This window comes from Dellaglioa carnosa (genome assembly GCF_026948345.1).
Lineage (GTDB): Bacteria > Bacillota > Bacilli > Lactobacillales > Lactobacillaceae > Dellaglioa > Dellaglioa algida.
Map to the genome: position 1 here is coordinate 61594 of NZ_JANXLI010000006.1, position 25848 is coordinate 87441.

Annotated in this window: 33 protein-coding genes; 27 read left to right on the forward strand and 6 right to left on the reverse strand. The window is 35.0% G+C overall.

The annotated features are described in order from the left end of the window. Positions 1 to 47: 47 nt before the first annotated feature. Positions 48 to 536 carry a YslB family protein gene (locus tag N0K80_RS06830; protein ID WP_269008077.1) on the reverse strand — a complete coding sequence of 163 codons (489 nt, stop codon included), beginning with the start codon at positions 534 to 536 and terminating at the stop codon, positions 48 to 50. A 161-nt stretch (positions 537 to 697) separates the two neighbouring features. On the opposite strand from N0K80_RS06830, the gene racE reads away from it, so the two are divergent. From racE to N0K80_RS06845, 3 genes are read left to right on the forward strand one after another with little or no spacing between them, the layout of a single operon-like run. Beyond that, a complete protein-coding gene (racE, locus tag N0K80_RS06835; RefSeq protein ID WP_057974579.1) occupies positions 698 to 1507 on the forward strand; it encodes a glutamate racemase in 810 nt (269 codons plus the stop codon). 1 nt (position 1508) lies between these two features. After that, on the forward strand, positions 1509 to 2750 hold the full coding sequence (locus N0K80_RS06840) for an XTP/dITP diphosphatase (RefSeq protein WP_269024192.1): 1242 nt from the start codon (positions 1509 to 1511) through the stop codon (positions 2748 to 2750). 1 nt (position 2751) lies between these two features. Further along, a complete protein-coding gene (locus tag N0K80_RS06845; protein ID WP_269024191.1) occupies positions 2752 to 3273 on the forward strand; it encodes a metallophosphoesterase in 522 nt (173 codons plus the stop codon). A 56-nt stretch (positions 3274 to 3329) separates the two neighbouring features. Here N0K80_RS06845 and N0K80_RS06850 read toward each other — a convergent pair whose 3' ends face one another. After that, positions 3330 to 4067 (reverse strand): MIP/aquaporin family protein, encoded by a 738-nt coding sequence (locus N0K80_RS06850; RefSeq protein WP_269024190.1) that lies wholly within the window; start codon positions 4065 to 4067, stop codon positions 3330 to 3332. A gap of 166 nt (positions 4068 to 4233) precedes the next feature. Here N0K80_RS06850 and cbpB point away from each other — a divergent pair, with 166 nt between their 5' ends. Genes cbpB through N0K80_RS06865 form a run of 3 tightly spaced genes read left to right on the forward strand, consistent with a single transcriptional unit; the run spans position 4234 to position 6622 of the window. Continuing rightward, on the forward strand, positions 4234 to 4716 hold the full coding sequence (cbpB, locus tag N0K80_RS06855) for a cyclic-di-AMP-binding protein CbpB (protein WP_146342980.1): 483 nt from the start codon (positions 4234 to 4236) through the stop codon (positions 4714 to 4716). A 24-nt stretch (positions 4717 to 4740) separates the two neighbouring features. After that, positions 4741 to 5448: a 2,3,4,5-tetrahydropyridine-2,6-dicarboxylate N-acetyltransferase gene (gene dapD, locus N0K80_RS06860; RefSeq protein ID WP_269024189.1), complete on the forward strand. Its 708-nt coding sequence runs from the start codon at positions 4741 to 4743 to the stop codon at positions 5446 to 5448. Positions 5449 to 5476: 28 nt separating this feature from the next. After that, a complete protein-coding gene (locus tag N0K80_RS06865) occupies positions 5477 to 6622 on the forward strand; it encodes an N-acetyldiaminopimelate deacetylase (protein WP_269024188.1) in 1146 nt (381 codons plus the stop codon). Between the two features lie 41 nt (positions 6623 to 6663). On the opposite strand, the gene N0K80_RS06870 is transcribed toward N0K80_RS06865, so the two are convergent. Continuing rightward, the gene (locus N0K80_RS06870) at positions 6664 to 7575 is read right to left on the reverse strand and encodes a mechanosensitive ion channel family protein (protein ID WP_269024187.1); all 912 of its coding nucleotides are present in this window, start codon (positions 7573 to 7575) and stop codon (positions 6664 to 6666) included. A 172-nt stretch (positions 7576 to 7747) separates the two neighbouring features. On the opposite strand from N0K80_RS06870, the gene N0K80_RS06875 reads away from it, so the two are divergent. Further along, entirely contained in the window at positions 7748 to 8146 is a 399-nt protein-coding gene (locus N0K80_RS06875; RefSeq protein WP_057974744.1) for a DUF948 domain-containing protein, read from the forward strand. A 17-nt stretch (positions 8147 to 8163) separates the two neighbouring features. Then, the gene (locus N0K80_RS06880; RefSeq protein WP_112251541.1) at positions 8164 to 8673 is read left to right on the forward strand and encodes a hypothetical protein; all 510 of its coding nucleotides are present in this window, start codon (positions 8164 to 8166) and stop codon (positions 8671 to 8673) included. A 39-nt stretch (positions 8674 to 8712) separates the two neighbouring features. Here N0K80_RS06880 and N0K80_RS06885 read toward each other — a convergent pair whose 3' ends face one another. Beyond that, on the reverse strand, positions 8713 to 9816 hold the full coding sequence (locus N0K80_RS06885; protein WP_269024186.1) for a M24 family metallopeptidase: 1104 nt from the start codon (positions 9814 to 9816) through the stop codon (positions 8713 to 8715). Between the two features lie 206 nt (positions 9817 to 10022). On the opposite strand from N0K80_RS06885, the gene ccpA reads away from it, so the two are divergent. The 17 genes from ccpA (at position 10023) to N0K80_RS06970 (ending at position 23019) form a co-directional block, all read left to right on the forward strand. Next, positions 10023 to 11024 carry a catabolite control protein A gene (gene ccpA / locus N0K80_RS06890; protein WP_146342984.1) on the forward strand — a complete coding sequence of 334 codons (1002 nt, stop codon included), beginning with the start codon at positions 10023 to 10025 and terminating at the stop codon, positions 11022 to 11024. Positions 11025 to 11098: 74 nt separating this feature from the next. Further along, entirely contained in the window at positions 11099 to 11602 is a 504-nt protein-coding gene (locus N0K80_RS06895; protein WP_269024185.1) for a VanZ family protein, read from the forward strand. 108 nt (positions 11603 to 11710) lie between these two features. After that, a complete protein-coding gene (locus tag N0K80_RS06900) occupies positions 11711 to 12445 on the forward strand; it encodes a YebC/PmpR family DNA-binding transcriptional regulator (RefSeq protein WP_057974749.1) in 735 nt (244 codons plus the stop codon). Positions 12446 to 12554: 109 nt separating this feature from the next. After that, complete coding sequence (gene comGA / locus N0K80_RS06905; protein ID WP_269024184.1) at positions 12555 to 13535, forward strand: competence type IV pilus ATPase ComGA; 981 nt, start codon at positions 12555 to 12557, stop codon at positions 13533 to 13535. Next, the gene (gene comGB, locus N0K80_RS06910) at positions 13477 to 14535 is read left to right on the forward strand and encodes a competence type IV pilus assembly protein ComGB (RefSeq protein WP_269024183.1); all 1059 of its coding nucleotides are present in this window, start codon (positions 13477 to 13479) and stop codon (positions 14533 to 14535) included. Before comGA ends, comGB begins: the two co-directional genes overlap by 59 nt. After that, positions 14532 to 14846 (forward strand): competence type IV pilus major pilin ComGC, encoded by a 315-nt coding sequence (comGC, locus tag N0K80_RS06915; RefSeq protein ID WP_057974752.1) that lies wholly within the window; start codon positions 14532 to 14534, stop codon positions 14844 to 14846. The genes comGB and comGC overlap by 4 nt, the downstream gene beginning before the upstream one ends. After that, positions 14824 to 15258: a hypothetical protein gene (locus N0K80_RS06920; protein WP_269024182.1), complete on the forward strand. Its 435-nt coding sequence runs from the start codon at positions 14824 to 14826 to the stop codon at positions 15256 to 15258. The genes comGC and N0K80_RS06920 overlap by 23 nt, the downstream gene beginning before the upstream one ends. 1 nt (position 15259) lies before the next feature. Beyond that, positions 15260 to 15547, forward strand: coding sequence for a hypothetical protein (locus tag N0K80_RS06925; RefSeq protein WP_269024181.1), 288 nt, complete (start codon positions 15260 to 15262; stop codon positions 15545 to 15547). Then, the gene (locus tag N0K80_RS06930; protein WP_269026233.1) at positions 15544 to 15981 is read left to right on the forward strand and encodes a competence type IV pilus minor pilin ComGF; all 438 of its coding nucleotides are present in this window, start codon (positions 15544 to 15546) and stop codon (positions 15979 to 15981) included. Before N0K80_RS06925 ends, N0K80_RS06930 begins: the two co-directional genes overlap by 4 nt. Continuing rightward, positions 15968 to 16276 (forward strand): hypothetical protein, encoded by a 309-nt coding sequence (locus N0K80_RS06935; RefSeq protein WP_269024179.1) that lies wholly within the window; start codon positions 15968 to 15970, stop codon positions 16274 to 16276. The genes N0K80_RS06930 and N0K80_RS06935 overlap by 14 nt, the downstream gene beginning before the upstream one ends. Positions 16277 to 16338: 62 nt before the next feature. Then, the gene (locus N0K80_RS06940; protein WP_269024178.1) at positions 16339 to 17355 is read left to right on the forward strand and encodes a class I SAM-dependent methyltransferase; all 1017 of its coding nucleotides are present in this window, start codon (positions 16339 to 16341) and stop codon (positions 17353 to 17355) included. A 118-nt stretch (positions 17356 to 17473) separates the two neighbouring features. Further along, on the forward strand, positions 17474 to 18847 hold the full coding sequence (locus tag N0K80_RS06945) for an amino acid permease (protein WP_269024177.1): 1374 nt from the start codon (positions 17474 to 17476) through the stop codon (positions 18845 to 18847). Between the two features lie 99 nt (positions 18848 to 18946). Further along, positions 18947 to 19558 (forward strand): metallophosphoesterase family protein, encoded by a 612-nt coding sequence (locus N0K80_RS06950; protein WP_269024176.1) that lies wholly within the window; start codon positions 18947 to 18949, stop codon positions 19556 to 19558. A 5-nt stretch (positions 19559 to 19563) separates the two neighbouring features. Then, positions 19564 to 20937, forward strand: coding sequence for a bifunctional metallophosphatase/5'-nucleotidase (locus tag N0K80_RS06955; protein WP_269024175.1), 1374 nt, complete (start codon positions 19564 to 19566; stop codon positions 20935 to 20937). A 37-nt stretch (positions 20938 to 20974) separates the two neighbouring features. Beyond that, the gene (locus tag N0K80_RS06960) at positions 20975 to 21589 is read left to right on the forward strand and encodes a YutD family protein (RefSeq protein ID WP_269008062.1); all 615 of its coding nucleotides are present in this window, start codon (positions 20975 to 20977) and stop codon (positions 21587 to 21589) included. A 22-nt stretch (positions 21590 to 21611) separates the two neighbouring features. Beyond that, complete coding sequence (locus tag N0K80_RS06965; protein ID WP_407932694.1) at positions 21612 to 22397, forward strand: TIGR01457 family HAD-type hydrolase; 786 nt, start codon at positions 21612 to 21614, stop codon at positions 22395 to 22397. Next, on the forward strand, positions 22381 to 23019 hold the full coding sequence (locus N0K80_RS06970) for a TIGR01906 family membrane protein (protein ID WP_186726302.1): 639 nt from the start codon (positions 22381 to 22383) through the stop codon (positions 23017 to 23019). Before N0K80_RS06965 ends, N0K80_RS06970 begins: the two co-directional genes overlap by 17 nt. 26 nt (positions 23020 to 23045) lie before the next feature. Here N0K80_RS06970 and N0K80_RS06975 read toward each other — a convergent pair whose 3' ends face one another. Together N0K80_RS06975 and N0K80_RS06980 are read right to left on the reverse strand one after the other, a co-directional pair. After that, positions 23046 to 23684: a VTT domain-containing protein gene (locus N0K80_RS06975; protein WP_146343021.1), complete on the reverse strand. Its 639-nt coding sequence runs from the start codon at positions 23682 to 23684 to the stop codon at positions 23046 to 23048. 25 nt (positions 23685 to 23709) lie between these two features. After that, a complete protein-coding gene (locus N0K80_RS06980; protein WP_269024174.1) occupies positions 23710 to 24708 on the reverse strand; it encodes an NAD(P)/FAD-dependent oxidoreductase in 999 nt (332 codons plus the stop codon). A 131-nt stretch (positions 24709 to 24839) separates the two neighbouring features. Here N0K80_RS06980 and N0K80_RS06985 point away from each other — a divergent pair, with 131 nt between their 5' ends. Both N0K80_RS06985 and N0K80_RS06990 read left to right on the forward strand, forming a co-directional pair. Continuing rightward, the gene (locus N0K80_RS06985; RefSeq protein WP_269024173.1) at positions 24840 to 25424 is read left to right on the forward strand and encodes a peptidylprolyl isomerase; all 585 of its coding nucleotides are present in this window, start codon (positions 24840 to 24842) and stop codon (positions 25422 to 25424) included. A 57-nt stretch (positions 25425 to 25481) separates the two neighbouring features. Next, a partial coding sequence (locus N0K80_RS06990; RefSeq protein ID WP_269024172.1) for a CvfD/Ygs/GSP13 family RNA-binding post-transcriptional regulator occupies positions 25482 to 25848 on the forward strand: 367 nt, incomplete at its 3' end.

The following is a 25848-nucleotide window of genomic DNA, read 5'->3' on the forward strand; positions in this document are numbered from 1 at the left end:
ACCCAAAGGTTAGCTCTTTTTTTGTCGGATAACTATCGCTATAAAAATTAGTCGTTATCAGTTGGTTTTTCAAAATGAAATTGATTTGTGGGTTCTACTTCGTTCGGATTTTTTAAATCAGTTTGAACAATGATTGAAACACCGGATTTACTATTCTGATTTTCAACAATTGTTTCTGATGTGAAGCCACTTTGAATTTGAATTGTCTCGGCAATGAATCCAGCTTCAAGATTAAAATCTGCTGTTTTCACTTGATTCTGTCGGAATTTAACGATATCGCCTGAGAGTAACCAAGTTTGTTTATCTTTTTTTTCCTTAACAATCTCGAGTTTCCCCCAATTTGCTTTTTCAAAAAAAGTCACAAGATCTGTTATGCTAGCTAAATTAATATTACGAGCCATTTTTTTACCGGCCCAATATAGGATGGTTGTATCCGTACCAAATACTTCTGGTATTAAACTGTCGCGTAAAAGTTCATACGCGAACATATTATTTGTATCAGCGGATAATAAGTTTTCAATTGGATTAGACTTCATTTGGATCTCCCTCTAAATATGTTATATGTTTTTATTATACCGTTATTTAAGATTAGATGATATTATTTTTTAGGGGTTGAAGATAATTGACTACACTTGAATTTTAAGCAAAGACAAGTCATAATTGAAGATACTAAGTAATTTAAAAAGAGGATAAAATAATGAATAATCAAGCAATTGGATTTATAGATTCAGGTGTCGGTGGATTAACGGTTGTAAAAGAAGCACTCAAACAACTACCAAATGAAAAAATTTACTATCTAGGTGATACGGCTAGAATGCCGTACGGCCCTAGACCTTCAGAACAAGTTCTAGAGTTTACATGGGAAATGACGTCTTTCTTATTAAGTAAAGGAATAAAAATGTTAGTGATTGCTTGTAATACGGCGACTGCTGCGGCCTTAGATGATTTGCGAGAAAAATTAGCAATTCCCGTGATTGGCGTTATAAAACCAGGAAGTCGAGCTGCAATAAAGTCATCTAAAAATCAACGAGTTGGCGTTATTGGTACGGAAGGAACAATCAAAAGTGGTGCATATAAACGAACTTTACATGAGAAAAATCCAAATTTATTTGTAACTAGTTTACCATGTCCCGAATTTGTACAAATTGTTGAGAATGACCAATATGAATCAAAATATGCTGAACAGGTTGTCGCTGAAACTTTGGGATTTTTTGATGATAAAAATATTGATACTCTAGTTATGGGCTGCACGCACTACCCACTTTTAAGACCGTTTATTCAAAAAGCTGTTGGGGATAAGGTCACGTTAATTGACTCAGGAGCTGAAACGGTTAATGATGTTTCAACTATACTGGACTATTTTGATATCGCGGCTAAACGTGAAGAAGAAACAACGCATGAATTTTACACAACAGGAAGTTCAGACGATTTTAATGAAATTGCTTCAGGTTGGTTAGGTTTGGAAAATATTAACGCTAAAACAATTCATTTAGGTCAAGGAGACTAACATGCGTAAACATGAGAATCGCGATAATTTAGAAGTTAGACCTGTCTCAATTACAAAGTTAAGTCTTAAACAAGTAGACAGCGCAATTGAATATCGACTGGGGCTGACCAAGGTAACGATACTGGTTAACGAGGTATCAACTGCGGGTGAATTAACGGTTGATATTAATCAGTGGCTGGGGATTAAAGTATCAGTTAATGTGGATGTAATAACGTCATCACTTAAAACGGCATTGGCAGAGCCTTTAAAAGAAAAAGGATTTGCATTGCAAGTACAAATTACGCAGGCTGATGGAGACGTTGTTGCGGCAGTTATTAATGCGAGTTATGTTGCCATTCAAAACTTACTATTACAGGAGAACGGTCAACAATTAAAACCGTTCTCAGCAGTTAATGTAGGGTTTATTGATTTTGAATTGTTTGTCGATTTAACTGGTCAAGAGGAAGCAGACGCTGATAGCCATTTAGTCATTGTACAAAATGAGTCTGGTGCGTTTTTACAATTAAATTTTGAAAAGTCAAATGCCGACTTACTTGGCGATAAGCTAACTCAGCTTTTAGGCGGCGCAATGGAAGGATTATCAGAATTAATGGGCAATTCACAAAAACAAACTATTTTAATTCAAAATAATCATATTGAGAATCAAAAAGATGTTATTTTAATTGCAACCAAAAATGAGGGAAAAGCGACCGAATTTAAACGTCTTTTCAATCCATTAGGGTTCAAAATTACGACCTTGCTGGACTACCCTGAGTTACCAGACGTCGAAGAAACCGGTAAAACATTTGAAGAAAATGCTAAATTAAAAGCTGAAACAATTTCAAATCTAACTAAGTTACCCGTTTTAGCTGATGATTCTGGATTAATGGTAGATGCGCTAGGTGGACGACCCGGAATCTTTTCTGCTCGATATGCTAGGGATCATGATGATGCCGCCAATAACGCAAAGTTATTGCATGAATTGACTGATGTACCTAAGGAAAAGCGAACAGCAACCTTCCATACAACATTAGTTTTTGCTAGACCGGGTAGTGAGTCACTAGTAGCGGATGGTGAAGTTGCTGGTTTAATTTTGGGGATACCACGCGGAGATAACGGATTTGGTTATGATCCATTATTTTATGTACCAGAATTAGATAAGTCAATGGCTGAATTAACTGAAACCGAAAAAAATAAAATTAGTCATCGGGGCCGCGCAACCGTTAATTTGATGTCAGAATTTAATGATTGGTGGGAGAAATAAGATGAAATGCTTAGTTGTCAGTGATAGTCATGGTGATCGAGAGATATTAGAATCTATTTTAGCGCATAATAAAAATAAAGTTGATGCATTTTTTCATTGTGGAGATTCAGAGCTAGAAGCTAACGATTCACTCTTTAACGTGTTCAATGGCGTTATTGGAAATATGGATTTTGATATGAATTTTCCAGAAGAGCTAGTTAAAGTTGTCGATGGCGAAACAATTTATGTATCACATGGACATTTAACTGGCGTAAAAACTAATTTATTAACGCTTAGTTTAAGAGCCCAATCAAAAAATGCAAATTTTGCATTTTTTGGACATACGCATGAACTAGGTTGTGAGATGACTGATGATGGAATGTTGATTTTGAATCCGGGGAGTATCAGTTTACCGAGAGGACAGTACCGTGGTCTAGGAGGAACTTATGCAATCATTGAGGCGGATGCAAAATTTGTTCGTGTTACATATTTTACGAGGCAACACGGGAGTGTTCCGGAGCTTAGTTCCAAGTTTAAACGTTAATTGATAGATAAAAAAATAAGCTTAAAATGACATTGTCATTTTAAGCTTATTTTTAATTATGATAACATGAACAATGATTTGTATACAAAGATTGCTAAAATACCAGCTAAAATTGGTGCCACGACTGGGACCCAACTATAATCCCACTGTGATTTACCTTTATTTTTAAGCGGTAAAAGTTGATGTAACAAACGAGGAGCAAGGTCACGGGCTGGGTTTAAAGCAGGTCCCGTTGCGCCACCCAATGAAGCAACTAATACGAGGACTAAGAAACCTAATCCAAGATGAGCTGTTCCAAGGTTATCAGAAAAGAATGGGGCTTTTGTAATACCAAGCGCACCAAAGATTAAAATGAAAGTACCAACAAATTCGTTAATAAAACCATTTAATTTACTTTGAGCTGCATCAATTGTTGAGAAAGTTCCCAAAATACGTTCAGGATCAGTCGTTTGATCATAATAAGGTTTGTAAGTTGCTACGACTACTGCCTGTCCGAAAAAGGCACCCAAAAATTGTACTGCGATATAAGGAAGTACTTCACTCCATGGGAATAAGCCAGAAACGGCTAAACCTAAGGTGAAGGCAGGGTTAATATGATTTGCTGAAATACTACCAAAGATTAAGCCAGGAATCATAACACCAAATCCGTAACCAAAGGCGATTAAAGCCCAGTCACTACCATGTCCTTTTGTATGTCCAAGTTCGACATTGGCAACAGAACCGTTACCTAAAATTACCATAATTGCTGTACCAATAAATTCTGCGGCTAATCTTGTTGTTAATGTATAATCCATAGTGTCCTCCTATTTTTTGTTCACAATATTCACTATGATACCAATACTGTTAACAAATGTAAATAATTATTAATTATTGCCATAATTTTCGAAAAAAAATAGTGTCTGAGTGCAATCTATTATAAAATAGAAGATGTACTAAATGTTTGGAAGGAGGATCTATTGAATGATAGCTAAGTCTATTGAAAAAATGTTATCCGAAAACCAGGAACACTTTTTAATTCCGGCAGAGATGGTTGCTAACGTCCAAGAAAATAATTTTTTGGATCATGCGTTATTGGTTTTAACGAAAGTGCGTTATGCCAAGATTCCAGTTTTAGATAATGATTATAAATTTAAAGGATTATTATCTTTATCTATGATTACTGAGACAATGTTAGGATTGGATGAGTTGGATGTTAGTAAGTTACATGAAATCTACGTAAAAGATGTCATGGAAACAGATATGCCGACAATCCAAGATCCTTATGATATTGAAAATGTATTACATTTACTTGTTGACCATCCATTTTTATCAGTTGTTTCTAACGATGGTAGTTTTACAGGGATTGTGACGCGTCGTGAACTTATGAAAAGTTTGAATCATATTGCTCATGAATTTGAGAAAGATTATACTGTTCAAGAAATTGAAGTAAAAGAAGACAAATAATATAATTTATAGAGGAGAATCATTATGGCAACTTTAGATGCACACGAAATTATTAATTTTATTAGTACTTCAAAAAAGAAAACACCCGTAAAAGTATACGTTAAAGGTGACTTGGTAGGAATTAAAGTCCCTGATACAATCGAAGATTATTTAAATGATAAGGCCGGTGTTTTATTTGGCGATTGGGCAGATGTTGAACCTTTCTTAAAGGCAACACCAGAAATTACGAGCTCACATATTGAAAATGAAACACGAAACTCAGCCGTTCCATTATTGGATTTGAAAAAGATTAATGCTCGAATTGAACCTGGCGCAGTGATTCGCGATCAAGTATTAATTGGTGATAATGCAGTTATCATGATGGGCGCAATTATTAATATTGGCGCTGAAATTGGCAAGGGAACAATGATTGATATGGGCGCCGTTCTCGGTGGTCGCGCAATTGTTGGAGAAAATTGTCATATTGGTGCTGGAACAGTTCTTGCCGGAGTTGTTGAGCCACCTTCAGCAACGCCAGTTATCATTGAAGATGATGTCTTGATTGGTGGTAATGTTGTCGTTCTTGAAGGGGTTCGTGTTGGTAAAGGTGCTGTCGTCGGTGCTGGTGCCGTTGTAACTAAAGATGTTGAACCATATACGGTAGTTGTAGGGATGCCAGCAAAAAAAGTTAAAGATATTGATGATAAAACAAAAGACAAGACAGAGATTTTAGCAGATTTGCGCAATATCTAGAAGCAAATTGGAATGGGAGTAATTAGAAATGAGTTTAACAACTGAAGAGCTAATTAAAATCAGACGGGACCTACATCAAATTCCGGAAATTGGATTAGAAGAATTTGAAACTCAAGCCTATTTATTGAACTTAATTTCAACATTCAATCAAAATTTTATGACGATAAAAACTGTTGAAACCGGGATTTTAGTTCGACTGGCTGGTTCAACCGGACACTACACAATCGGCTACCGAACTGACATTGATGGATTACCAGTCGCTGAAAAGACAGGGTTACCATTCTCCTCACGAAATGAGGGCCGGATGCATGCCTGTGGGCACGACATTCATATGACTGTTGCACTGGGAATCTTAAATTATTTTTCAGAAAATCAACCAATGGCAAATATGACTTTTATTTTTCAACCAGCGGAAGAAAACGCCAGTGGTGGTAAAAGACTTTATGAAAGTGGGTTATTAGACGAATGGATGCCTGATGAAATTTATGCATTTCATGATAATCCACAGTTGCCTGCGGGGACAATTGGGACTCGATTAGGAACTTTGTTCGCGGGGACATGTGAAATTCATGCACATTTAACCGGCAAAAGTGGGCATGCAGCATACCCGCATCAAGCAAATGATATGGTCGTGGCGGGTGCACAATTAGTTAATCAATTACAAACGATTGTTAGCCGGAATGTTGACCCAATTCAATCAGGAGTTGTCACGTTAGGTCAGTTTACGGCAGGTACTACGGGTAACGTGATAGCCGGTGAGGCACAGATTAATGGGACAATCCGGGCGTTGACGCAAGAAATGAATTTATTGATTCAAAAGCGTGTAACGACAATTTGTGAGGGTATTGCACTAACTTATGGTTGTGAAGTAGAACTGAATTTAATTCAAGGCGGTTACTTACCAGTTGAGAACGATGAAAGTAAAACTGAAAACTTTATTCGATTTATGAAAAACGATTCAGAGGTTTCATTTGTCGAAACACAACCTGCAATGACTGGAGAAGATTTTGGTTTTTTACTATCTAAAATACCCGGAACGATGTTCTGGTTGGGTGTTGATAGTCCATACTCGCTCCATTCAGAGTTTTTAGCCCCTAAGGAAGTTGCAATTGATGCTGGTGTTCTCGCAATGACACACTTTTTAACTGATAGAGATCAACAACTAGCGAAATAAAAAAAGATTCAAATTATGTAAAAACATAATTTGAATCTTTTTTAGTTAAGCGTGATAGGCGAGTTTAACACATGTATGTGGGCCTCATTTAGGGCGGTTAGGTAACCCGCTAAAAATGTTCGTTGGATAGGTGCTTGTTCACCGTTTAACGTGAATACAACAACCCTGAAGACTAAACTTCCTTTACCTAGATCGACAAGACCTAGAATATTTGGGCCATCTTTAATTTCAGGGTGAAGTGGAACTAATTGATCATTAACTTTTTGTACAATTTCGGTTATTTTATCAACATCATCGGTAACATCAATTCGAATATCGATGACGGCTCTCATATTGTTTCGAGATAAGTTACTGACGATTGTAATATTACGGTTTGGTACAAAATGTAAGATACCATCATAGTCTTCAATCTGTGTCGTTCGTAATCCGACGGCTACAATAGGACCTTCAATGGTATTAATTCTAACGATGTCACCAACATCAAATTGTTGTTCTAAAAGAATGAAAAACCCGGTGACGACGTCAGTCACAAATCCCTGTGCGCCAAGACCTAAGGCCACACTTAGAATTCCAGCACCAGCGATGAGTGTTCCGACTGGAACGCCAAGTACTGAAAGAATGGCATATAAATAAAAGAACAACATAACGTAATGAAACAAATTTAATGTTAGGGAATTAATTGTTTCAACCCTGTTTGTTGAATATTTGCTGGACATTCGGTATTGAGCAAATGTTCGACGAATAATTTTTTTACCAATCCAATTTATAACGATAAATAAGAACGAGAAAAAAATAAGAGAAAATGCCAGTTCAACTAAGTGGCTAATAATCGAATCCCAATCAATATCAGCTATGTAGCGTGAGAGAAAATTACCTTGTTTCGTAACCGTTTTAAGTAAGGTACCTAAAACTAAGTTATCATTTGAAATATGAGCTAAAAAAAGATTGTTCAAAATACTGTTCACCTCTAAATCTATTTATTGATATCATCATAGCAAATATATGAGTTAATGTGTAATTTAAATGATAAACTGCGGTATGGTATCGATTGCAGTTTTAAGGTGCAAATGCTATCCTATAAGTAGATTTTGAATTATTGTACATAAGTAAATAGGAGGAATAATTATGACAGTTGGACAAATTGCAGGATTAATTGCCGCTATTGCTTTTGCGGTTCTAGTTCTATTCATTATTTTCGTTTTAATGCAAATGATGAGAACGCTCGGAGAAGTTAATAAAAGTATTTCAGCGATTACCAGTGACGTTGATGGACTATCTGGTGAAGTTGAAAATATGCTAGTGAAATCAAATGTCTTATTAGACGATGTGAATGGTAAAGTGGCAACGATAGATCCGTTATTTCAGGCAGTTGCTGATCTAAGCGAAAGCGTGTCAGATTTGAATGATGCAAGCCGCGACCTAGTATCACATGTTTCAGCAACATCAAAAAAAGCTAAAGATTCTTCGGCTTTCATTAATGTTGGTAAAAAAGCATTTGATTTTTATAAAAATAGAAAAGCTTAAATCAAGGAGGGGTTAACATGTCAAAAAAATTCTTATTGGGGTTAGCAATTACGGGTGGAGTTGCCGCATATGCAGCTTCTAAATTAATTTCAGAAAAAACAAAGCAAGATATTAAAAACCAAATCGAAGAAAAAGCTATGGATGCACGTGATCGAGTACTGGAATATAAGGCGTATGCTGAAGATGCTAGTTACGATTTAAAAGATAAAATAGGTGATTTTGACGAGATAAAAAATAATATAAGTGATAAAATCTCTGAAAAAAGTGACTTACTTATGAGTCAGGATGCCTATGCAAACGCTAAGGACGCATTGATCAATGCAAAAAATGATTTAAAGAATAAATTAGCTATGGAATCAGACGATATTTTTGAACAAATGACTGATTTAACAGATGAATTTTCAGACTTAGCTGATGAAGATATTTATGTTGATAGTAAGAGTGCCTTTGGTGAAGCCAAAGATGCCGATGAAGCAGAAGGAAAAGCCGAAACAATTTATCCTGACGGATGGACAGGCGAAAAATAAAGACAAAAAAACTCATTACATTGTAATGAGTTTTTTTGTCTAGTGAAGTTCAATTGTTTTTAATGTTTTAGGTGTAACTGTAAAAGGTTCATTACCATTTTCGGTTAAGTAGATACAGTCTTCAATACGGACACCGGCAACTCCAGGAATGTAAATACCAGGTTCAATTGAGAAGCACATACCAGGTTTAAGTTCCATTTTATTTCCTTCCATAATTGAAGGGAATTCATGTTCACTTTGGCCCATACCGTGACCGAGACGGTGAATGAAGTACTGACCGTAACCAGCATTAACAATAATGTCACGAGCAATTTTGTCTAAATCTTCAGCAATCATACCGGGTTTAGCAGCAGCTTGTGCCGTTAATTGAGCTTCTAAACATACTTTATGAATTTCTAAAGATTTTTCATTTGGTTTACCAAAAGCAACAGTCCGACTTGCATCTGAGATATAACCATCTGAAATGACACCTAAATCAAACAATGTCAGTGCATTTGGCTGAATTAAGTCCTTCTTTGGGAAGCCATGAGGTTCTGCAGCATTTTTACCACTTTGTACGATAGTATCAAAGCTCATGTGCATAATACCTTGTTTCTTCATTGCATATTCAATTTCGGCAACGATGTCTTGTTCAGTTTTGCCCTCTTGAAGAGCTTTAAAACCAACTTCAAAAGCAACATCTGCCCATTTTCCGGCAACTTTTAATTTTTCAATTTCATCGGGTGTTTTTATGACCTTAAGTGTTTCGATGAACCCCGTTGCGTCGGCAACAAATTCTGCACTTGGGAAAATACGACGAATAGCATCATAACGTTCAACGGTTAAACTACCTTTTTCGATGGCCCATTTTTTTGGTGAATTCTGACGTTTGTTGATTTCACTTTGAATGATCGCAAAGGCATCTTCGTGATCAAGGTAACCATAAACAGGGTATTTCCATCCTGTGTCTTTGGCAGCTTCAACTTCGAGAGCCGGCGTAAATAAGAATGGATCTTGATCAGCAAATACGAAGAGTGCCATAACGCGCTCAATTGGATCACTTTCAAAACCAGTAAAATATTGGATACTCATTGGATCGTTGATATAAGCAATGTCTGTACCATTATCGGCAAGCCATTGTTGTAAAGATGCAATATGTGACATGAAATCTCTCCCTTTACATTAGTATACTGCATTATAACATAGGTATAGAATAACGATGAAGAATTGTAATTTTCATTATATAAATTTTATTTTCATGAAAATAAGGTAAAAACGCTTGCAATTATCTTGAAAATTTGCTAAATTGTTCTAGTGCATGAAAACGGAATGAAAACTTGATATTTAAGTAATGAGAGGAAATAATATTAATGGATAAGCAAACAATAACAATTTATGATGTAGCAAGAGAAGCAGCCGTTTCAATGGCTACTGTCTCACGAGTGGTCAACGGTAACCCTAACGTTAAACCAGCAACAAGAAAGAAAGTTTTGGAAGTTATTGATCGTCTTGACTACAGACCTAATGCAGTTGCAAGAGGTTTGGCAAGTAAGAAAACGACGACGGTTGGGGTTATTATTCCTGATGTAACTAATATATACTTTTCATCATTGGCTCGTGGAATTGACGATGTTGCAACAATGTACAAATACAACATCATTTTAGCTAACTCTGATCAAAATGGTCAAAAAGAAGTGCAAGTATTAAATACATTGTTAGCCAAACAAGTTGATGGCATTATTTTCATGGGTAATCAAATTACCGATGAATTACGTGCTGAATTGAAAAGAAGTCGGACACCGGTTGTCCTTTCTGGATCAGTTGATCCTACTGGAGAATTAGGTAGTGTAAATATTGATTATGTTGCGGCCGTAATGGAATCGATAACGGACTTAATTAATAATGGAAACAAACGTATTGCATTTGTTTCTGGTTCGATGGATGAACCAATTAATGGTGAATACCGTCTTAAAGGCTACAAGATGGCTCTTGAAAAAGCCGGAATCAAGTTTGATAAAGAATTAATTTTTGAAACAGATTACTCATATCGTGCTGGCGAAACATTATGGCCAGCAATCGCTTCAAGCCATGCAACTGCTGCTTTCGTCGGTGACGATGAATTGGCCGTTGGTGTCTTAAATGGTGCTAGAGACGCTGGATTACGTGTGCCAGAAGATTTTGAAATTATTACAAGTAATGATTCAAAATTAACTGAAATTGTTCGACCTAAATTATCTTCAATTACACAACCTTTGTATGATTTGGGAGCTGTCTCTATGAGATTGTTAACAAAATTAATGGATAAAGAAGAAGTTAGTGAAAAGACAATTCAATTACCATACGGGTTAATTAAGCGTTCTTCAACAAAATAATTTAATAAAAACTTGATTCTTCAATATATTTGGAGTAAATCAAGTTTTTTTATTAGAATTTGGACGGAAAATTTATGAAAAATAAAAATAATATTTACTTTGCTCTGGCGGTACTCATTATTGTGATTCTGTTTATAAGTTCATCGGAGACCTACAAACAGCAGACATCTGTCCCATTTCTCGAAAAATATTTAGCTAATAAACCATTTGAGAACTGGTTATCACATGTGTCATTTAGTTACGCAGGTCAAGATGAAAGTATTCAACAAGTTGGTTATTTCAAATTTGTTGAATTCTTTATTCGCAAAGCGGCTCATTTTATGACGTACTTTTTAATGGCCAGTTTTATATTCTTGGGATTGAAAAATAGAATTAAAGAATGGCGTTATAGCGGGCTTATTGCAATTACTTGTGCCGCAGTTTATGCATCATTTGATGAATTTCATCAAAGCTTGACGGGTGGACGATCACCCCTCGTTCAGGATGTAATTCTTGATACAATTGGTGCAACAACAGGTGTTTTATTAACCATACTAATAGTGACACTTTATCATCGAAGAAAAGCCCGCAAGAACTAAATTAGGCTATTTCACGCGAATCATGTTGATATTAGTTCGTTATTTTGATACTATAATAAACGGTTAAAAGTAAAAATTCAGAAACATTTCGGAAAGAGGTAGGGAATTATGTCAGGACATTCAAAATGGAATAACATCCAGGGTCGAAAAAATGCACAAGATGCTAAGCGTGGTAAAATTTTCCAAAAATTATCAAGAGAAATTTACATGGCTGCAAAAAGTGGTGGCCCTGATCCCGATTCGAACCCCTCATTACGCTTGATGCTTGATAAAGCTAAAGCTGCAAATATGCCTAAAGATAATATTAAACGTGCTATTGATAAAGCATCTGGTTCAGAGGGTGCAGATTATGAAGAAATCACATATGAAGGTTATGCACCAGGTGGAGTAGCTATCTTGGTTCATACTTTAACAGATAACCGCAATCGTACAGCATCAGAAGTCCGTATTGCGTTCACACGTAATGGTGGAAACTTAGGCGAAACTGGTTCTGTTAACTATATGTTTGACCGTAAAGGATACATTGTAATTTCTCGTGAAGAACTAGATACGGACGAAGATGCAATGTTTGAAGATGTTATTGATGCTGGTGCCGAAGATTTAAAGACATCAGAAGAATTATTTGAAATCTATACGGATCCTAAAGATTTACCAGATGTTCGTGCTTCACTAGAGGGTAAAGGCTACAAATTGGATACTTTTGAATTAGTCATGGTTCCTCAAAACCTAGTACCAGTTCCCGAAGATAAAATTGAACAATTCCACCACATGATTGATGCATTGGAAGAAAATGACGATGTTTCAGAAGTTTTCCATGCCGGAGATTTATCGGACGAAGAATAAATTTTAGAGCTGATCGTTCAAAAAAAATAAAAATACGCAAAAAAAGCCAAAACTTAAATGTTTTGGCTTTTTTTGCGTATTTCAATATGAAGAAGGGAGGAATATTAAAATGATAGAAACAGAAATGAATACAATTTTTAAAATCTGCGTTGAGAAGAGGGCAAGTGATCTTTATATAATTCCAAATGCCAAAGGGTGCTCGGTTAAGTATCGTATCTCAAACCAATATCATAATTTGGATACATATTCAGAAAGAAAGTTGATGCAAATGAATAACTTTCTTAAATTTAAAGCTAATATGATTTTGAGTGAGAATAGACGGCCACAGTTTGGAGCTTTTCAATGGCAAATTGGACATGAACAGATTAATTGTAGGATTTCCAGCGTGGGCGATTTTTTAGGAAGAGAATCAATCGTTATTCGATTCATTTATTTGGAAACTAATATGTCGATAAACCGATTGTTGCCATATCAATTTGATGAATTAGCTGATTTATGCCAATCCAGTGGGTTAATTTTATTTTCTGGTCCCATGGGTTCAGGTAAAACAACAACCATGTATCAACTTGCCGAAAAAATACAACGACAGAGAACAATATTAACAATTGAGGATCCAGTTGAAATTCATAATACAAATTTTATTCAACTGCAAGTGAACGATAAAGCAAATATGACATATGCGGAGCTATTGAAGGTTGGGTTGAGGCATCACCCAGACATTTTTATTATTGGTGAAATTAGAGATGAATTAACTGCTAATGCGGCAATTAGAGCGGCTATGAGCGGACATTTAATTTTAAGTACCGTACATGCAAGAAATGCGGCCGGTACAATTAAACGCTTAGAAAATCTTGGTGTTAGCCGAAGTGATTTAAAAGAATCGTTGCAGGCGGTTAGTTACCAACGCTTAATTGAAACAACGCAGGGATCAAATGGTGTTTTATTCGATTTATTATCCGGTCAGAATTTAAAGAATATTTTCGAGGAAATCGATAATCAAAAACTTCCGCTAGAAAGGTGGCACGAAAATCTTGCTGAATGCGTTAAAAACAACATTATTACATTGGAAACAGCAAGTCGTTATCAATAGGAAAAAGTGGACAATAAAAAAGCAAAGTGAATTCTTTGAAGTGTTAGCAGATTTATTGGATGCCGGATTTTCATTAAAACAAGCATTAACGACTACGACAAGATTATTTTCAACGGGTAAATTAGATATTCAAAAAATTGAAGCTGAACTAAGTCATGGTGAGGCATTTTCGACGGGAATTAAACCTTACATTTCAAAAAGTTCATATTATCAAATTATGATTTCTGAAAAATATGGCGGATTAAACAAGAGTATTAATCAGTTGGGTAAATTAATGGCAGTTCGAGTTAAACAAAAGAAACAATTAAAGCAACTGTTGCAATATCCAATTATTTTGATGGGATTACTAATTGCATTATATATTGGTATTCAGCAATTTATATTACCAGAGATTAATAATAGTCAGCTGGGAACGACATCGAACACTGGAATCAAGGTGATTATTGTGAAGAGTATAATTAGTCTCTTTGTTAGCATACTTATTGGTTATGGTATTAAAATAAGTATTCGGGTTTCTAAGCAAACGACAATGAACCGACACGTCTGGTATTGTCAGATACCCGTAGTCGGCAAAATTTATAAAGATTACTGCCATTATTACTTAACTTTTAATTTAGGGCTGCTCCTATCAAGTGGCTTGAATCTCAATAAAATATGTGATTATTTAAATCAATTTGATCAAGAATCGTTGCTCTACCAACTGGGACGGCAACTTACACAGCATTTTGAAAAGGGTGGTAATACCAAACAAATGATTGATAAGAACCCACTTTTTCCGAAAGAACTAACAGTATTTCTTGAGAAAGGAAATACGTTAGAGGTGATGAGTCAGGAATTACTAATATTTTCTGAACTAACTTATCGAAAATTTGAATCGTCCGTCGAAAAAATGATGGTTTATGTGCAACCAATTGCATTTATTATTGTAGCGGCTTGTATCGTTGGACTGTATTTAGCAATCTTATTACCTATGTATCAAACAATGGAGGAAATTAAATGAAAAACAATCGAAAAAAATTAAAGGCATTTACACTTGTTGAAATGCTCTGTGTCCTTTTTATCATCTCTCTCTTAATGTTAATTATACTTCCGAATATCGGGCACCAAAGAACAAGTGCAAAGCACGTTAATGACGAAGCATTGGTTAGCGTAGTTCAAACTCAAGTTGATTTGTACGAAAATGAGACGCACAATAAATCAATTAATTTTTCCGATTTAGTTTCAGAAAAATATCTCACCGAGAAACAAGAGAAAGAAGCGCAAGCAAATCATATTGTTATTTCAAATAATGTCGTTAAAACTGAAAAATAAGTTAGGCGCGTTTAGCATGATTGAAATGTTGATTGCACTAGCGGTTACTAGTCTATGTGGTTTATTGTTGATGGGACCAATGGATAGGGTGTTGGCAACGTCTAGGGAAAAACAATTTTGGCAAAATTTTGAACAGTTATGGCAAAGTGCGGTCATTGAATCACCGTTAAATAAGATGCCTAATATTATTAATTTTAATGAAGATAAAATGACCATTATCAATGGGAAAAATAAAATTAGTCTCAATTATCCGAAGACTGTAACCGTAAAAAAACAGGTGACGATTAAAATCAGTAAAAGCGGACAGATAACCGGGAAAACGGTTGATTTTAAATCCACTTTACCAAATAGAAATCAAAAATTGGTCTTTCAAATTGGATGGGGCCAATTTATTAGAAGGGATGTAGAGTGATATGCGAAAGTTATCGGGAATTGTGTTAGCTGATGCCATTATGACGTTAACTATTGTGGCATCAGGATTTGGACTGTACGTTCAAACGAATCATACGCTACAAAAACAAGCGGACTACTGGAATCATAAAACAACACTTACGAGAAATTTACGTGAGGTTAGTAAGCTACTAGTGATTCATCCAACGAGTAACTTAACAAAATTAGTTGAAGGCGACTTACAATGTGCCACTAAATCAGAAATTCGTATCCTATCTGAGGAAGAATTAGTCAGCGTAAAATTAAAATGAAGGGGTTCTCACTTTTAGAGACCATTGTTGCTTTAGGAATATTTGTTATTTCTCTCAGTCTGATGACAACATGTTGGAAATTGTGTACAAGCCAATATCAAAGAAGTAATGAAAATAGTGAGTTTTCGTTACAACAATGTATTAGTTTATTAGAGTCAGATCAACTAGATCTTAATATCATAGATGTTGGTAAATATACGGTTGCATTAAAGAATAATAAAACGGGCGCTAGATATTTTCTTAGTCAACATGGCGAGATGATTCAATTTATCGGATTTTCAGGAGGACACGTGCCGCTTTTATACCATGTTAAATCATTCTCAATTAAGTATGATGAACCTATTTTGTTTTTGAAAATTAAACAAGAACGTCAAAATAGAACTTTAAAATTGGTAATTCCGATGGAAAAGAAGGTTCAAAATGAAAAAAAATAATTTATTAGGTGGGCATCTAGTTGTCTCGGCTATGTTTTGTTTAATGATGATGGTTGTTTTATTAACGGGTCAATTAGTATATTTTTATGCGAAAATTACTAGCTACCAAAAAATATGTCAATACAATCAGGCGGAGACAATGAAAAATATGACTATTCTAAATCAGACATCCAAAAAAATTGATGAAACATTTTATTATAATCTAGGTACCGTTGAGTACCAGAAGAACGTTTATCGGATAAGACTAAAAAATAATGTTCAATATACATTTTTAAATGATAAAAAAGAAACTTAACTTGAATTGATAATTAAAAATCGTTAAACTGAAACGAGCAAATAAATTCAGGGAGTGATTTTATGTCATTAGAAGAAATTGAAATGAACTTTAATCAAATTAACGAAACAATTGATATTTTACAAAAAAGTTTAGAAATCACTTATTTAGATGCCTTTATTGAAACTAGCAATAACTTGTTAGACAATAAGTCCGCGCATGTGGAATCGGGTCTACCAAATGATCAGGACGTGAAGCTTTTAAATCAAATTTATAAAAAAATGAATCTAGAGTCGCTATCATCGGAAGATGTACGGAAAGTTATTCAGTTAGTTTTATTGAAAGCAACCAGACAAGAAAAAATTCAACCTAATCATCAAATGACACCTGATACAATTGGCTTTTTAGTGGCATTTGTACTTGAAAAACTGATGGGTGGGAAGAAAACGTTCAGCCTATTGGACATTACGGTTGGATCGGGAAACCTCTTAACAACTATTTTAAACCAAATGTCTACGGATAAGTTTGAAATATCTAAGGCATATGGAGTTGATAATGATGATACAATGCTGTCAATTGCCGGATTAAGTGGACAATTACAACGACTGAATTTGGATTTATTCCATCAGGACGCAATTGATGACTTAGTCGTTAAAAAATCTGATGTGGTTATCGCGGACTTACCAATTGGTTATTATCCGTTAGATGAGCGGGTTAGTCACTTTAAAACACGTGCTAGTGAGGGCCATTCCTATGTTCACCATCTATTAATTGAACAATCAGTGAACTACTTGAATGATGGCGGATTCGGTGTCTATCTTGTGCCTACAGGTTTATTTGAAACTGAAGAAGCAAAAAAACTATTAGTCTACATTCAGGAAAATGCATATCTTCAGGGAATGTTAAATCTACCGGCTAATTTATTTAGTTCTGCCGGTTCACGTAAATCAATCTTAATTATACAAAAACATGGAAATAACAGTAAACAGGTAGACAAAGTGTTGTTAGGGGATTTTCCATCACTAAAAGATGAAGAACAATTTCAAAATTTTGTTAAGACGTTAGATAAATGGATTCAAATTAATTTTAACAACAGATAAAGTAACTCATATTTTGAGTTACTTTTTTATTTTGGTAATTTTTAAAGAAAATATGTCTTTTGAAATTGGCGAACGTCATGTATAATTTATCTAATTACATAGAGGGAGATTGATAGCAATGACAGACAAAAGTTCAGGTGACCATCATTCCAGGGGACTAAAAAGTCGCCACGTTCAATTGATCGCAATTGGCGGAACAATAGGGACTGGATTATTTTTAGGAGCTGGACAATCGATCCATTTGGCAGGTCCATCTATATTACTAGCATATCTCATTACGGGGATTGCATGTTTTCTTTTAATGAGATCCCTGGGTGAGCTTTTACTATCAAATGTGGATGCACACTCATTTATTGATTTTATTTATGAATATTTAGGAGAAAAAGTTGGATTTGTTGCTGGATGGACTTATTGGATTTGTTGGGTAACAATCGCAATGACGGAGATTACAGCAGTTGGACTTTATATGAAGTTTTGGTTTCCAAGTTTACCACAGTGGATTCCCGGCATGGTCATGTTACTAATTCTTTTAGGGATAAACTTAGTCACGGTTGGACTATTTGGTGAAACAGAATTTTGGTTCGCACTTATTAAGATTATTGCCATTGTTGTATTGATTTGTATCGGTATATATATGGTCGTTGTTAATTTTAAAACATCGGTCGGGCACGCTAGTTTAACGAACCTAGTCAATCACGGTGGCTTCTTTCCTCAAGGAATTAAAGGATTTGTTCTATCGTTTCAAATGGTGTTATTCAGTTTTGTAGGTATCGAGATGGTTGGGCTAACTGCTGCTGAAACGGAAGATCCGATGAAGGTGATTCCAGAAGCAATTAATGAAATCCCGCTAAGAATTATTTTATTTTACGTAGGGTCACTTTTGGCAATCATGGCAATTTATCCTTGGAACATGATATCAGAGTCACAAAGTCCCTTTGTCCAAGTTTTTGAAAATATTGGTATAAAGTCTGCGGCTAGTATCATTAACGTTGTTGTCATTACGGCTGCCGCATCTGCTTGTAATGGATCATTATTTAGTACCGGAAGAATGTTATTTTCATTAAATTATGGTAAAAAAAATAAGTTTTCTAAAAAAATCAGCACACTTTCGCACAATCAAGTTCCCGCGTTTGCGTTAAAATTTTCAACGGCCGTGATTGCTATTTCAGTTATATTAAATATGTTTATGGCGGAATCTGTATTTACCTTTATATCAAGTATCGCGACGACGTGTTTCTTGTTCATTTGGGGCACGATTGTCATAACACATTTGAAATATCGTCGTAAAATTAAGTTAGAAAAGGCAGAAGAAACACTAGCATTTAAAATGCCACTCTTTCCTGTGACGAACTATTTGATTTTGGCATTTCTGACATTTGTGGGCATCGTATTGTGCTTGAAACCAGATACATTAATTGCACTTATTGCCTCAATTTGCTGGTTGATTATTCTGTACGGTATTAAAAGTGTTCAAATGAAACTTGCAAATTAAATTTTTTTGAAAGACCTAAGATTTATTAAGGTCTTTTTTTTGTATATTCGAGATATAAACTATAAGATTAAAGAATATTTAGGAAGAAGGGTGAAAAATATGATATTTTTTACGTCTGATACGCATTTTATGCATGGAAAATTACTTGGAAATAATGATTTCGCACCGAGACCGTTCAAAGATGTCAATGAAATGAATCAAACAATCATTAACAGCTGGAATGAAATTGTTACGGATAATGATTTAGTTTACCATCTTGGAGACGTTGCAGTTTTAATGGCTAATTCTGGTGGTAATGAGGCTATTTTTCAAATTTTAATGCAATTAAATGGTCGAATTACTTTTATCAAAGGTAACCATGACAATCGCTCAATCATCAATTATATAAAAAAACAAAATATTTTAATTAAAAATAAACCGAAATTCGAATTTCATGACGTTGGGATTTTGTTAAAAATGAATCACCATCAACTTTTTTTGACACATTACCCTATGATGCTGGGAATTACGAATAATAGTATAAATTTACACGGTCACATTCACCACTATAGTGTGAATTCTGAGACTAATATTAATGTTGGCGTCGACTCTCCAGAGGTTAGCTACTTGGAAAATCAGAAAAAATTTGGTGCACCATTTGCAATGGCTGAAATTGACGTCATGATTGCTGGTAAAAAAGAAGCATTAAATAACCATGATGAGGTGGATTGAAATTAATGGAAAAAATAACAATTTTACACACGAATGATATTCATTCACATTTAGAAAATTGGCCTAAAATCAGACGATTTTTACAATCCGAAAAAATTAATCTTGAGAAGCAAGGGCAGACTGTTTTGACATTCGATATTGGGGATGCAATTGATCGCGTTCATCCGTTATCAGAAGCGACAAATGGTAAGGCCAACATAGAATTAATGAATACCGTGAAATATGATGCTGTCACAATTGGTAATAATGAGGGAATTGGCAACTCAAGAAGTCAGTTACAACATTTATACGATGATGCAAAATTTGATATTATTCTTGATAATGTAGTTGATGAGGAAGCTGATAGTCGGCCTTCATGGGCAAATGAATATAAGCTTATGGAAACTGCGGCTGGAACTAAAATTGGAATAATTGCATTAACGGCACCATTTCCAATGACCTATGAGATGAACGGGTGGGAGTCTAATCAAATAGATACGGTCTTACCAACACTTTTAAGAAAATTAGTCGGTAAAGTCGACGTTATTATTTTGTTATCACATTTAGGGCTGGGTGTAGATAGAAAAGTTGCTCAAAAGTATCCTCAGATAGATATCATTTTAGGCGGACATTCACATCACTTGTTAAAATCCGGGGAAATAGTGAATGATTCATTATTGGCTGCGGCCGGTAAATGGGGGATGTATATTGGTGAAGTTTCAATTGAACTAGAGGGTCATAACATCATCAAAAAAAACGCCCAAGTAATTGAAACCGAAAGTTTACCTGAAATAAGCAGTGATCAGGCTGAAATTGCAGGATACAGATCGCGTGGAGAAGCAATTTTAACTTCTGATGTTATAACGAACTTACCTAGAGATTTAAATACATCGTGGACTCAAAATTCGGAATTAATGCAAGTGGCGCTTAAAGCAATTGAATTAGGGACCAAAACGGATATTGCTATGTTAAATGGTGGATTACTTTTGAAAAATCTACAAAAAGGTGTTGTCACTAAAAATGACTTACATCAGACATTGCCACATCCAATGCGGGTGATTACGGTTAAACTAACTGGATATAATTTGATACGACTAATGCAGGAAATTAAAAAGAATAGGTCATTTCTTAAAAAATTTCCAATTAGAGGGATGGGATTCAGGGGCCAATTATTTGGTGAAGTTGTGGTTGACGGATTGACGGAACAAGAAAATGGCGAACTTTTGTACCATAAACAAAAAATTGTTCTGGATGCCTATTATACCCTCGCAACAGTTGATCATTTCATGTACATTCCTTTCTTCCCAACCATAGAAATAACAGGTGAAATCACCATAAATGGCAAAAAGTTTTTGAGAGATTACGTTGGGGACTATTTAAAAATGGAATTTTCTGTATAATGAAGTATGACTAAAGCAGTAAAAGGAGGTTTAAAATTTGAATCAAGCACAGAAAGAAAAACGAGAACAGCAGCTCGCAATCAAGGCAGAAAAATTAAAAGCCTACGCTAGTGAAGTTGTTCGACAGAGTGAGACCAGAATAGTAATCGATAACCGTCCATATGATCTTGTTTCAAACTATAGAGATGGCTTCGAAATTGAAAAATTAACGGAACGGTTCAGCCAAATTTTAACAAAATATGATTATATCGTTGGTGATTGGGGGTATGATCAGCTTCGATTAAGAGGCTTTTACAAAACTGAAAATAAGAAAGCATACCGGTCACAATGTATCGATACCCTGGAGGATTATTTATATGAATATTGTAATTTTGGCTGTTCTTATTTTGTATTACACAATTTGGAAATACAAAAGCCTGAACCAGTTTCTAATCCGAAAGAACGTAAAAAAACAATTAAGCCAGTTGGTAAAAGAAGAAAACCAGTAGTAAAAGCACATACGGCTGAAAAAAAATATCAAATTAAAAATAAGAAACCTAAAGCACCATTAAATAAAACGAAACCTGTTAAAACGCAAAAGAACGTTTCAAAACCGGTACCAAAGCGTACGAAGAAACACGAATTTGTAATTAGACAAAAAGATAAATCATAATTAAACGGATGAGGTGATAATAATGGCATATAAAGGTTATATGATTGATTTAGACGGCACAATCTATCGAGGAAAAGAAAAAATTGCGGCGGCAAAAAGATTTGTTGAATCTCTTCAGGCACGTAATATAGCATTTTTATTTGTGACTAACAACACGACTAAAATGCCAAAAGATGTTGTCGCAAATTTAGCCGATAATTTTGATATTCATGTGACAGAAAAAGAAGTCTACACGGCTGCGCTTGCAACGGCAGACTACTTAGATTCACTAGATTCCAATAAAAAAAGTGTTTACATCATCGGAGAGCACGGACTGAAACAAGCTATTATGGATAAGAGTTTTGTCGTTGAAGAAACTACACCTGATTACGTTGTAGTCGGTCTAGATTCTGATGTCACTTATCATAAATTTGAATTGGCCACATTAGCAATTAAACGTGGCGCTAAGTTCATTGGAACGAATGCCGACACGAATATTCCAAATGAGCGAGGGTTACTGCCCGGTGCTGGATCTTTAGTAAGGATGGTTGAGTGTACAACGCAGCAAGAAGCCACTTATATTGGGAAACCAGAGACAATTATTATGGAAGAGGCACTGTTGAGATTGGGACTTGAGAAGAACGAGGTTGTAATGGTCGGTGATAATTATATGACTGATATTATGGCTGGAATTAATTTCGGCGTTGATACGATGTTAGTTTATACGGGCGTTTCAACGAAAAAGCTAGTAGCATCGAAACCGGTACAACCAACAATTCAAATGGATTCACTTGATGATTGGGATTTTGATAATGATAGAACGCGTTAAAAAAGTGGGGCAGTGGCTGAGTTTATATCTGGCGATTGTCTCTTTTTCTATTATAATCGTAATTAATAGTACGTTCATTTATAAATTTTTTGTGACAACGTCACATCTAGAAAAAAAAGTTGGATTATCTCAAGCGGGATTGATGTCTGATTATAAAAATTTATTACGTTATTTTAATTATCCGTGGGTGGACAAACTACAAATGACGCTACCCTCGTCGTATGATGGTATGCAGCATTACCATGATGTTAAGCAATTATTTTTACTTAACTATATTTGTTTTATTATTTTTGGGTTTATCGCAATAACATTCATTCTCCGATTAGCGAAACAAAAAGAATTATGGAAATTAATTAGACCATTTCAAATAGCAGCAACCATTCCATTTATTTGCTTGTTTTTATTTTTCTTTAACTTTGAACACTATTTCATATTATTTCATGAACTTATGTTTAGAAATAACGATTGGATATTTTATCCACAACTAGATCCAATTATTTTAGCCCTGCCAGAAAATTTCTTCATGATTTGTTTCCTGCTAGTCTTTATTCTGATAGAACTATGTTTTTTAATCGGAATTTACGTAGGTAAAAGAGAAATAAAAAGAACACTGAGAAGTTAGATTTTTCTAACTTCTCAGTGTTCTTTTTATTTACTGAATTTTGCTTTAAGACCACCGAATACGGCTGGAATTAAAGAAATTAATATAATTCCTAAGACGACTAGTGAAAAATGATCCTGAACGGCTGGAATATTACCGAAGAAAAACCCGGCAGAGCAACAAATTGTGACCCATGAAAATCCGCCTATTAAACTAAATCGTAAGAAACGAGAATACTTAAATCCGCTACCACCAACGATGAAAGGAGCGAAAGTTCGTATAATTGGCATGAACCTGGCTAATATAATTGCGGGACCACCATGTTTGTTAAAGAACTGTTCAGTTCTGTTCAGATTATCTTGATTGATCAGTTTACCGAATATGGCGTGTTCTGAAATTGAACTCCCTACTTTTTTTCCAATAAAGAAGTTTAGCGAGTCACCTAAGTAGGCAGCTGCAAGGAAAAGTCCCACGAATATCCAAATATTTAAATGATAAATCGAATTTGCTGCTAAGGCGCTCGCGGCAAACAACAGCGAGTCACCTGGTAGAAATGGTAAAATAACAGCACCAGTTTCTATAAAAATAATGAAAAATAAAATAAGGTAGGTCCAATTTCCAAAGTTAGTGACAATGCTGATTAAATGTGTGTCTATATGTAGAACAAAATCGATGAAAAAATTTATTACGGACATAAGTATGCGTACTCCTTTAATTTTTTGTATTTTGTTTTATCAGTTGAGTACTGTGAATGGTTCGGTTAGTCTTTGGGTTGATATAACTCAAAGCACTAGTTACCGCAGTGGGAGCCTCGCCGAAACCCGAAGCAATTAGGGCAACTTTTCCTGGATATGAAACGATATCTCCCGCAGCAAAGATACCGGGGGTTGAGGTTTCCATTTCAGAATTCACAGACAACAACTTCTTATTCATACGTAATCCCCATTTACGAATAATTTTATTATCGGATAAATAACCATAATTCACAAGTAAATTATCAACAATTATTGTTTTATTAATATTATCTTTAGAATGCTTCAAAAGTATTGCGAGACGACCTTCTTTTTTAGAAAGTGATTGAATGACAAAGGGTGTTTCAAAGATGGTATTAGTTTCTTTTAACTTCGAAACGCTGTATTCCAAAGCTCGAAAGGTGTCCCGACGATGAATCATGTGAATTTGATCAGTTATTACTGAAAGCTCGTTCGCCCAGTCAATAGCGGAATCACCACCACCAGCAATGGCAATCTCTTTATTTGAAAAATTATCAGGATTACTGATATTATAAAATAAAGACTGTTCTTCAAACTCCGTTGCGTTGGGAATAGTTAATTTTCGAGGCTGGAAAGAACCGATACCAGCCGTAATAATGATTGTTCTACTATATGTAACACGCTTAGAAGTTTGAATTTTAAAAAAATCGTCTTCTTTCGCAAAAGATAGAACAGTTTCGTTTAATTTGATGTCAGGATTGAACTGAGAAGCTTGATTCGAAAGTTGTTTTACCAGGTGTTCGCCAGAAATACCGGCAAAACCGGCTATATCATAGATTTCTTTTGTAGGGTATAGAGTGCCAACTTGCCCACCTATTTTGGGAAGGCTCTCAATAATCTGAGTTTTAGCTTGACGCATATGTGCATAAGTTGAAGCAAATAGACCAACGGGCCCAGCACCAATAATGGTAATATCAAATATGTCTTTTTCTATCATATTTTGTCTCCTAGTATTCTATTTATTAACATTATAGTAGTATAACGCATAAAAAATATAAAGTAATAGTAAATTAGAACGAAATTGGGTACAATGAAATCATTAAAGTTTAAAGAGGAGGAACAAAAATTATGGCATATCCACAACTAGACTTAGAACACGTGACAGGTCCACAAGTTAAAATGGTTACAAATTATGGTGATATCGTAATTCAATTATTTCCTGAACAAGCACCAAAAACAGTTGAGAACTTTATCGGCCTTTCGGAGAATGGATACTATAAAGATGTTATCTTTCATCGAGTGATTTCTGATTTTATGGTGCAATCTGGTGACCCAACTGGATCAGGAATGGGTGGCGAAAGTTTGTGGGGAGATTCATTCGAAGATGAATTTTCACCTGAATTGTTTAATCTAAGAGGGGCTTTATCAATGGCTAACTCTGGTCCTGCAACTAATGGTAGTCAGTTTTTTATTGTTCAAAACTCAAATGTGCCTGAACAAATGATTAATCAATTAAAGGATGCTAACTATCCGGAAGAGGCAATAACAGAATATCAAAAGGGTGGTACTCCTTGGCTAGATTTTCATCATACTGTATTTGGTCAAGTAATTAGTGGAATGGACATTGTCGACAAGATTGCGAATGCAAAAACGGCAATGCAAGATAAACCGGTTGAACCGATTGTAATCGAAAATATGATAGTGACAAAATAAAGAGGATGAAAGTCCTTTTTATTTTGGAATAGTTTAACATGGAGGGGAGAAATTTATATGGAATACAGAATAGGACAAGTAATTTCTGGAATCGTAACTGGAATTCAACCATACGGTGCTTTCGTAACAATTGCAGAAGGGGTTCAAGGACTAATTCATATTTCAGAGTGCCACAACGGATATGTTGATAATGTATTAAATTATTTAAAAATAAATGAAAAAGTTAAGGTGCAAATTATTGATATTGATGAATATAACGGCAAAATGAGCTTTTCGATTAGGGATATCACTAAAAAAAATGCCTATTTAAAAAGCTCTGGAGTTAAAATAAATCATAAATATTATTGGACTAATAGGTCCGTAAATACCGGTTTTGAAGCAATAGATAACAAAATGGATTCTTGGATAAACCAACAATTAGGAG

Excerpts from the sequence above, each read along its gene's own strand:
- N0K80_RS06865 (WP_269024188.1), top strand. The coding sequence starts at position 5,477 with ATGAGTTTAACAACTGAAGAGCTAATTAAAATCAGACGGGACCTACAT.
- N0K80_RS06950 (WP_269024176.1), top strand. The coding sequence starts at position 18,947 with ATGATATTTTTTACGTCTGATACGCATTTTATGCATGGAAAATTACTT.
- comGA (WP_269024184.1), top strand. The coding sequence starts at position 12,555 with ATGATAGAAACAGAAATGAATACAATTTTTAAAATCTGCGTTGAGAAG.
- N0K80_RS06970 (WP_186726302.1), top strand. The coding sequence starts at position 22,381 with ATGATAGAACGCGTTAAAAAAGTGGGGCAGTGGCTGAGTTTATATCTG.
- N0K80_RS06875 (WP_057974744.1), top strand. The coding sequence starts at position 7,748 with ATGACAGTTGGACAAATTGCAGGATTAATTGCCGCTATTGCTTTTGCG.
- N0K80_RS06830 (WP_269008077.1), bottom strand. The coding sequence starts at position 536 with ATGAAGTCTAATCCAATTGAAAACTTATTATCCGCTGATACAAATAAT.
- N0K80_RS06880 (WP_112251541.1), top strand. The coding sequence starts at position 8,164 with ATGTCAAAAAAATTCTTATTGGGGTTAGCAATTACGGGTGGAGTTGCC.
- N0K80_RS06945 (WP_269024177.1), top strand. The coding sequence starts at position 17,474 with ATGACAGACAAAAGTTCAGGTGACCATCATTCCAGGGGACTAAAAAGT.
- N0K80_RS06845 (WP_269024191.1), top strand. The coding sequence starts at position 2,752 with ATGAAATGCTTAGTTGTCAGTGATAGTCATGGTGATCGAGAGATATTA.
- N0K80_RS06985 (WP_269024173.1), top strand. The coding sequence starts at position 24,840 with ATGGCATATCCACAACTAGACTTAGAACACGTGACAGGTCCACAAGTT.
- dapD (WP_269024189.1), top strand. The coding sequence starts at position 4,741 with ATGGCAACTTTAGATGCACACGAAATTATTAATTTTATTAGTACTTCA.
- racE (WP_057974579.1), top strand. The coding sequence starts at position 698 with ATGAATAATCAAGCAATTGGATTTATAGATTCAGGTGTCGGTGGATTA.
- N0K80_RS06895 (WP_269024185.1), top strand. The coding sequence starts at position 11,099 with ATGAAAAATAAAAATAATATTTACTTTGCTCTGGCGGTACTCATTATT.
- N0K80_RS06965 (WP_407932694.1), top strand. The coding sequence starts at position 21,612 with ATGGCATATAAAGGTTATATGATTGATTTAGACGGCACAATCTATCGA.
- N0K80_RS06920 (WP_269024182.1), top strand. The coding sequence starts at position 14,824 with ATGTCGTTAAAACTGAAAAATAAGTTAGGCGCGTTTAGCATGATTGAA.
- N0K80_RS06980 (WP_269024174.1), bottom strand. The coding sequence starts at position 24,708 with ATGATAGAAAAAGACATATTTGATATTACCATTATTGGTGCTGGGCCC.
- cbpB (WP_146342980.1), top strand. The coding sequence starts at position 4,234 with ATGATAGCTAAGTCTATTGAAAAAATGTTATCCGAAAACCAGGAACAC.
- N0K80_RS06840 (WP_269024192.1), top strand. The coding sequence starts at position 1,509 with ATGCGTAAACATGAGAATCGCGATAATTTAGAAGTTAGACCTGTCTCA.
- ccpA (WP_146342984.1), top strand. The coding sequence starts at position 10,023 with ATGGATAAGCAAACAATAACAATTTATGATGTAGCAAGAGAAGCAGCC.
- N0K80_RS06925 (WP_269024181.1), top strand. The coding sequence starts at position 15,260 with ATGCGAAAGTTATCGGGAATTGTGTTAGCTGATGCCATTATGACGTTA.
- N0K80_RS06850 (WP_269024190.1), bottom strand. The coding sequence starts at position 4,067 with ATGGATTATACATTAACAACAAGATTAGCCGCAGAATTTATTGGTACA.
- N0K80_RS06955 (WP_269024175.1), top strand. The coding sequence starts at position 19,564 with ATGGAAAAAATAACAATTTTACACACGAATGATATTCATTCACATTTA.
- N0K80_RS06935 (WP_269024179.1), top strand. The coding sequence starts at position 15,968 with ATGAAAAAAAATAATTTATTAGGTGGGCATCTAGTTGTCTCGGCTATG.
- N0K80_RS06885 (WP_269024186.1), bottom strand. The coding sequence starts at position 9,816 with ATGTCACATATTGCATCTTTACAACAATGGCTTGCCGATAATGGTACA.
- comGC (WP_057974752.1), top strand. The coding sequence starts at position 14,532 with ATGAAAAACAATCGAAAAAAATTAAAGGCATTTACACTTGTTGAAATG.
- N0K80_RS06930 (WP_269026233.1), top strand. The coding sequence starts at position 15,544 with ATGAAGGGGTTCTCACTTTTAGAGACCATTGTTGCTTTAGGAATATTT.
- N0K80_RS06900 (WP_057974749.1), top strand. The coding sequence starts at position 11,711 with ATGTCAGGACATTCAAAATGGAATAACATCCAGGGTCGAAAAAATGCA.
- N0K80_RS06940 (WP_269024178.1), top strand. The coding sequence starts at position 16,339 with ATGTCATTAGAAGAAATTGAAATGAACTTTAATCAAATTAACGAAACA.